Origin of the sequence: Streptomyces sp. NPDC002133 (assembly GCF_040296405.1) — a bacterium.
GTDB lineage: Bacteria > Actinomycetota > Actinomycetes > Streptomycetales > Streptomycetaceae > Streptomyces.
On the sequence record NZ_JBEOXF010000029.1, the window covers coordinates 86,401 to 92,400 of the forward strand.

General features: G+C 67.0%; 7 protein-coding genes and 1 pseudogene. 2 read left to right on the forward strand and 6 right to left on the reverse strand.

Annotated elements, in window-relative coordinates:
• The first annotated feature begins 317 nt into the window (after window positions 1-317).
• Window positions 318-1,043, forward strand: a complete 726-nt coding sequence (locus ABT078_RS25190) for a DUF2625 domain-containing protein (RefSeq protein ID WP_351231383.1) — start codon at window positions 318-320, stop codon at window positions 1,041-1,043.
• A gap of 467 nt (window positions 1,044-1,510) precedes the next feature.
• On the opposite strand, the gene ABT078_RS25195 is transcribed toward ABT078_RS25190, so the two are convergent.
• Window positions 1,511-1,708, reverse strand: coding sequence for a hypothetical protein (locus ABT078_RS25195; RefSeq protein WP_351231385.1), 198 nt, complete (start codon window positions 1,706-1,708; stop codon window positions 1,511-1,513).
• Window positions 1,709-2,299: 591 nt separating this feature from the next.
• Window positions 2,300-3,211 (reverse strand): DUF4240 domain-containing protein, encoded by a 912-nt coding sequence (locus ABT078_RS25200; protein WP_351231387.1) that lies wholly within the window; start codon window positions 3,209-3,211, stop codon window positions 2,300-2,302.
• A gap of 486 nt (window positions 3,212-3,697) precedes the next feature.
• Here ABT078_RS25200 and ABT078_RS25205 point away from each other — a divergent pair, with 486 nt between their 5' ends.
• On the forward strand, window positions 3,698-3,883 hold the full coding sequence (locus ABT078_RS25205) for a hypothetical protein (RefSeq protein ID WP_351231389.1): 186 nt from the start codon (window positions 3,698-3,700) through the stop codon (window positions 3,881-3,883).
• Between the two features lie 155 nt (window positions 3,884-4,038).
• Here ABT078_RS25205 and ABT078_RS25210 read toward each other — a convergent pair whose 3' ends face one another.
• The 4 genes and pseudogenes from ABT078_RS25210 to ABT078_RS25225 form a co-directional block, all read right to left on the reverse strand.
• Window positions 4,039-4,296, reverse strand: a complete 258-nt coding sequence (locus ABT078_RS25210; protein ID WP_502981303.1) for a helix-turn-helix transcriptional regulator — start codon at window positions 4,294-4,296, stop codon at window positions 4,039-4,041.
• A gap of 90 nt (window positions 4,297-4,386) precedes the next feature.
• Window positions 4,387-4,548: an AraC family transcriptional regulator N-terminal domain-containing protein gene (locus tag ABT078_RS42760; protein ID WP_502981304.1), complete on the reverse strand. Its 162-nt coding sequence runs from the start codon at window positions 4,546-4,548 to the stop codon at window positions 4,387-4,389.
• Between the two features lie 106 nt (window positions 4,549-4,654).
• Window positions 4,655-4,795: pseudogene (locus tag ABT078_RS42765) on the reverse strand (AraC family transcriptional regulator N-terminal domain-containing protein); the annotation flags it as partial.
• Window positions 4,796-4,914: 119 nt separating this feature from the next.
• Window positions 4,915-6,000, reverse strand: a 1,086-nt coding sequence (locus tag ABT078_RS25225) for a hypothetical protein (protein WP_351231393.1), incomplete at its 5' end; no start/stop codon positions are given.

Genomic DNA, 6,000 nt, shown 5'->3' on the forward strand with positions numbered 1-6,000 from the left:
GTCCGTACGGCGCAGCGCCTGGCGGAGGGTGACGGAGCGGACCGTCCGTGTCGGGTCGCCTCCGCCGCGGGCTTCGGATGAGGGTTGCACCCACAGTTGCCTGCAGAGTTGCTGCAGAGGGGGGCGCTACCGGAGGTGTGGACCCCCATTTCGCGATCTTGAGCGTCTTGCCTGGTTCAGCCCTTGCGGGCAAGCCCTACTCGCACGACGACACCTCTAATTCGTTAGTAATTAGAGGTTCTGGATCTCTGATGGGCCCGGGCGGCGTTGTCCAGCCCACACGATGAGGCGATACCGGAAGGTGCGACCATCGTCGGATGCGAGGGATCGATGAGCTGGTCAATGTGGACGATCCGGCGTGGCCGGAGCTTCAGGGGATTCTCAGGGCGAGCTCCGTGCCGGTTCAAGTGCTGCCCGGAGACATCAACGAGGGCCGCCGATGCCTTCTGCAGATGCAGGTCACCGGGCGATCGGCGCTGGGTGCACTGGCGTTGCACACCGGCGGATTGCTCGTGGACAACGGGTGGGTGCGAGTGTTCGGCGGGGGCTCGGTCGCGGATGGGCGACTCCCGAGTCTGGCGCAGGTCAACCGCTTCCCCACGGACTTCGACCCTGGCTGGCATCCCGCGACAGGTCTTGTCGTCGGCCACGACATTGTCGGAGGAGTCTTCGCGTTGAACGGTGGCGATCCCGCGGCCGCGGGCCGCCCTGGGGCACCTGGCCACATGACGTATTTCGCTCCCGACACTCTGGAGTGGGAGGCGATGGAGATGGGCCACTCCGGGTGGGTCTCCTGGCTGCTCTCGGGCAGGCCGGAGACGTTCTATGACGGAATGCGCTGGCCCGGCTGGCGTGAGGAGACCGCAGCCCTGGCTGTCGGGCAGGGTCTTTCCGTGTATCCGTTCCTGTGGTCCGAAGAAGCTCACGCCGATCTCGCGGCCACGAGTCGGCGGCCTGTGCCGATGCGCGAGGTGCTAGGAGTCGCAGCGGACTTCGCCCGGCAGATGGGGCCGTCCGATCCTGGGTTCCTGGGCGAGGTGTGACTGGCTTCGCTGTCGGTCCTGCTGTGTCAGCGAAGGTCCGGAGCCGGGCGACTGGGCCGAGGTTCTGCGGGCGCGATGGGGGCAGCGAACACCCACGGCTTGACGCGTTAACGGCATGAGGTGTCTTTCTCCGCGATAGTCGGAGCAAGAGGATCCATGTTCCGACGGCCCGGTCGCGGCCTGCTCGCTCCGTCGTTCCCGCCCGTTGCTCTCAGGCCGCTTCGTGGCTCCCGCATCACGCCGGTGCTCCCGGTCCGCCCATCGTCCGGCTCGGCCCCGCTCCGCTCGCCAGCGCGCGGCGAGTCGAGAGGCAAAACGGACATGCGCGCGGCAGCCGACTGCCACACTGGATGTGCCCCGCCGCCTCCCCCGTCGGCGGGGCACTTGCATGCCCGGCCGCCGTACGTCGGTGCCGCCACGGAACGCAAAGCGGCCCCGCCAGCAGGCGGGGCCGTTTTGGTGCGGCGTCAGATGTGCTCGTGGGCGACACTGTCGAAGCGGCGCACCAGCGCGTAGCGGATCGCGGTGTGCTCGGTTGCAAGCTCGGCCATCTCGTCCTCCAGAGCGTCCACCGTGACCGGGTCGGTCTCGCGGTCGCGGGCCGCGCACGCGCTGGCCCAGTCGTCCAGGTTGCACACCAGGTCGTACAGAGAAGCAGGGCGCAAGCTGCGCAACACCCCGCCCGGCACGGCCGCGCGGGGAGGGGGATCCAGGGTGCGCTGCGGCCCAGGAGGAAAGAGGGGGACGGCGGCCGACGACGGCAGGGCCGTGCGGGGCGGGGATGGTCATGGCCCCGCACCCGTGGAGGGGTGCGGGGCCATGACGGCTTCGGGCCTGGATGCGGCCGCGGGTGTGGTCCGCGCACGAGCCGAGAAGTCCTCGGGGGCGATCGCGAACGCCCTGGTCACCCTCGCCCGGCAGGCATCGCCGAGCAGGTGAGCGACAGGCCGCGCATCTACAGTCTGGCGGCATCGGAGGACAACCGATAGCCCGATCGGCCATAGCGAACCGGGCTGGTTACCACGGGGGTTGGGAACCAGCCCGGCGGCTCGGGACACACGAAGAATGGACGTCGCCCGCACAGGGATGGTCACACGGTCCAGAAGTCCGCGCGCTCATCCAGGCGCCGGTCGCCGAGGATGACGAGTCCGTCAAGCACCGTGGCCAGGGAGCCGCGGCCACCGGAGCCTGATCGGCACGCGTGGTCAGCTGCGATGGGCCCGCACCTCGACTCAGCGCCGTCCAATGGTGCGGTGTCAACGGCGCTTGCGATGCCGTTGTCGCAGTTCTTCCAGCCTTGCGCGGGCCGCGTCCTCCCGCCTCGTCGGCGGTGTTGCTTGTGCCGGACGAGGTACTTGGGGTGGCGTGGGCAGGCTCAGAGACGAAGAGACGAGTGCGAGGACTGCTTCCAGATCAGCGGCAGCAAGGTTGGCAAGACGGCCCTTGTTCAACCCTCGAAAGCGTGAGTCGTTCCTGCGGAACGAGGCCCAGGCCACTCCGCTTCGGGCAGTGACGCTACTGCGCTCCGCCTGCGCAGTGTATTCGATCTCGATGGCCAGATCGCGTTGCTCCGCACGCGACGACCACCAGGTACGCCACTGAGGGTCGTCGTGGATCATCTCGACTACAGTGCCGGCTGCATCGAAGTACGCCACAGGAATGTCGCTGTCACCGTGCAAAGCGAGGCTGAGCCAGGGGACGTCGCCGGTCACAACGGTGGTCGACGCTTCCGGTTCGTCCATGGGAGATCCAGGCATTGGGCCCAGCCACGGTTGTCCGGTGGTGTTCTCATAGGCCATGGCGACAGCCTCAGCCAGGCTGTCTGACTCGCTGAAGTCCCAGGCACAGTCAGCCACCCGGTCCGGATGTTCCTGGATTCGATGAAATCGTGACTTACCGGCTGCAACAACCGCGAAGTGGAGATTGATAAGCGCGTCACCAACCAGTGGCACGGGCGACGCGTCTGATGGATCATTCACATCACGTGTTGGAATTCCTGAGTGGGGCTCACTTTCAAGCAGCTGCAGCTTTTCCGTCAGCGTATCGGCGAACTCTTCAACGTGAACCTTTCCCTCTCTGGTCAGGGCCTCTGCCAGTGCGGGGGTGGTGCGCTGGTTTGCCACGCCTCCGAGAAGGTCGATGAGGGACCAGAACTCTTCTTCTGTCATGGATTAGCCTCATTTCCGCCGATGAGCGCTGCGGGTGGGGCGTCATTGTGGCACCCACCCGCCTATTCTTCACTTCGGACTCTTGTCCTGAGTCTGGCAGGTGTGCTGCCGGGGCTCAGCGCCGCCGGTGCGACCGTGCTCGCCCTTCACCAGCTCATGGCGTAGCGAAACCCGGCGGAGGGCACTCACGGGACCCTCCGCCGGCGGCCGCGCGAACGATGATCCGCCCGGCCTCCCTGCCTGACGTGCCCTCAGCACCGCCCGTCGAGGGCCCGATAGGGTCGCTCCGGCGTCATAGTTATGCCCATACCTGTGACGCCGCAGCACCGACCGAAGATCCGTAACTGCAGGCATGGTTGACCCGGCTGCGCCCCCCGCACTGCCCCGTAACCTGGTCCTCAGGCTGTGCGCCATGAGGTCTCCGGCGAGGGGATGTTGTCGGCAACATCGAACACATCGCTTCCTCATGCACACAAAGGAAACGATGTGATCGCACAGAGCCTGCGGTTCCTGCCGGCACTGCTCCTCGTCATGCCGATGTGCCTGTTCGTGGTGCTGTCGGCGCCAGCATGGCTGTGCTGGCCCTTCTTGCCTGAGCAGAAGCAGCGGGTCGTGATCGAGGTGATGCAGAAGCTCGTCGACTGGACGCGCGCCTGCAGACACATTCGTTAGCAGGAGAGACCGCGAGGGACGTCGACCTGGTCGACGTCCCTCTTCTCTGTGTTGTGCCGAGCAGGTCGACGAGGTGTGGGCAAGGCTCGGAGTGTCACCGTGCAAGCGGGTCAGGCCCTGGCGCCTGCACCGCGTGACGCCGGTGATGGCTCAGCTCAGGGTGAGTCGGCCGGCTCGGATACGCGGCGCAGGCGTGCTGCGTCCCTGCCCGGGGATGTGCCGAAGGCTCGCCGGTATTCGCGGTTGAACTGGGTGGCACTGGTATGTCCGACCGCGTCCGCCGCAGCCGACGCAGTGGAATGCCCCGCGACGAGGAGGCGACGTGCCTCGTACAGCCGGAGCCGTTTCTGGAACTGCATGGGACTCATCCCGGTCGCGGACTTGAAGTGGCGGTGCAGGGAGGCGGCGCTCATGTGCGCGGCGTCAGCGATCTCCTTGATCCTCAGCGGTTCCGTGAGGCGTGAGCGGATCCAGCCGGCGGCCCTGCGGACGTGGGTCAGATTCTAGTCCCTGAGAGCCAGCAGGCGCACGACTCCGCCGGCCGGGGTGCGCAGCAACCGGTAGAGGATCTCGGCCTCGATGCGGCCGGCGAGGGCATGAATGTCTTCGGGCGTGTCCAGCAGGCGTACCTGCCGGGTGACGGCGTCGACGAGTTCGTGAGTCATCCCCGCACTCGTGAGGCCGGCCCACAGGATGCGGCAGCTTGTGAGTCTGGGAGCCGTCGAACTCCAGGACCAGCTCGGCCAGCAGGCCGTCGTCCAGGCGCAACAACGCAGCACGATAGGGCAAGGCCGCCACCGTCGACGTCACGGGCGCCTCCAGCGAACTCACGAGCAGATCCCCTCGCTCTGTCGGATACTCCTGGTCCCCGGCGGCCGTCCGCTTCGCACCGTCCGCGATGAAGCAGACCATCGGCTCATAGATTTCCACGAGTGGATCGTGGGGCTCGGCGATCGACACCAGCGTCAGGCGGGAACAGCAGTGAGGGCCCGCCGGGCGGGTTCCGGCGGGCCCTCACTGCTGGTGGGTGCCTACTTGAGGAGGTAGGCCTTGATCACGGTCTGCTTGAAGGAGTTGCCCGCGGCGTCCTTCACGTACGTGCGCAGCGAGACCGAGCCGCCCGAGGTGCGGTGCGGGTGGTCGACGGTCACGGTCCGCTTCATACCGGAGCCCTTGACCTTGGCGGTGCGCCAGGTCTTGCCCTCGTCGTAGGAGACCTCGGTGGTGAAGGTACGGATCGACGACTCGGCGGCGCCGACCGGACGCTGGATCAGGACCGGGATGTCGAACTTGCGTCCGTCGTCGGCCCGGTTCCACTCGTCCAGTTGCGGTGCCATGCGCACCGCGTACAGCGGCAGCGCCTTGCGTTCTGACGTGGTCTGCGACCGGAACCGCCATTCCGCCCGCAGGTCCGTGGAGACGGAGCTGACGGGAGAGAGGTCGCGCTTCTGCTGGAACGTCAGGCGGTAGTCGGCCGGGGCGGCGTCGGTCGGTACTGCCGCATAGCCCCAGTGATACGGGACCAATTCGCCGTTGCGGCGGAGCTCGAACTCGGGGTTGCTGCCGGTCGACGTTCCCGCCACCAGGTCGAGGTTGCCGTTGGCGGCGTCCTGGATGGCGAACCACATGTCGTCGCCCTCACGGTAGGTGTCCATGCCCTCGGGCGAGAAGCCCATGGCCTGCACGCCCTGGTTCCAGCGCTCCTCGATCTTGGCGCCGGCCTTGTAGCCGTGCAGGGTGCCGAGGTAGCTCTGTCCGCGGGGGCTGTCCGGGTCGAAGATGTTCCACTGGTCGAAGGCGGTCTGCCAGCGCAGGCCGTCGGCCGCCGAGAAGTAGTCGACCCGCCGGTTCGGAACCGGAAGCCCGTCCATTCTGTGTGAGGCGAAACGAACGTTGTCGACGTGCATGTAGATGAAGCGGTATGCGGTGGTTCCCGGTGCGGTGGCGGCGAACGTGGTGGTCACCTTGGCCAGCTCCGACGTACGGGGCTGGTAGGACGGGTCCGCCGGGATGGCGCCGTGTACCGGCCGGGTGAGGTAGTAGACCGAGGACGGGTTCGCGCCGTCGGCGGCGGGCTCGGCCCAGATGCTGCTGACCAGGTAGGTGAACTTCGAGTT

Excerpts from the sequence above, each read along its gene's own strand:
- ABT078_RS42760 (WP_502981304.1), bottom strand. The coding sequence starts at position 4,548 with ATGACTCACGAACTCGTCGACGCCGTCACCCGGCAGGTACGCCTGCTG.
- ABT078_RS25210 (WP_502981303.1), bottom strand. The coding sequence starts at position 4,296 with ATGAGCGCCGCCTCCCTGCACCGCCACTTCAAGTCCGCGACCGGGATG.
- ABT078_RS25190 (WP_351231383.1), top strand. The coding sequence starts at position 318 with ATGCGAGGGATCGATGAGCTGGTCAATGTGGACGATCCGGCGTGGCCG.
- ABT078_RS25200 (WP_351231387.1), bottom strand. The coding sequence starts at position 3,211 with ATGACAGAAGAAGAGTTCTGGTCCCTCATCGACCTTCTCGGAGGCGTG.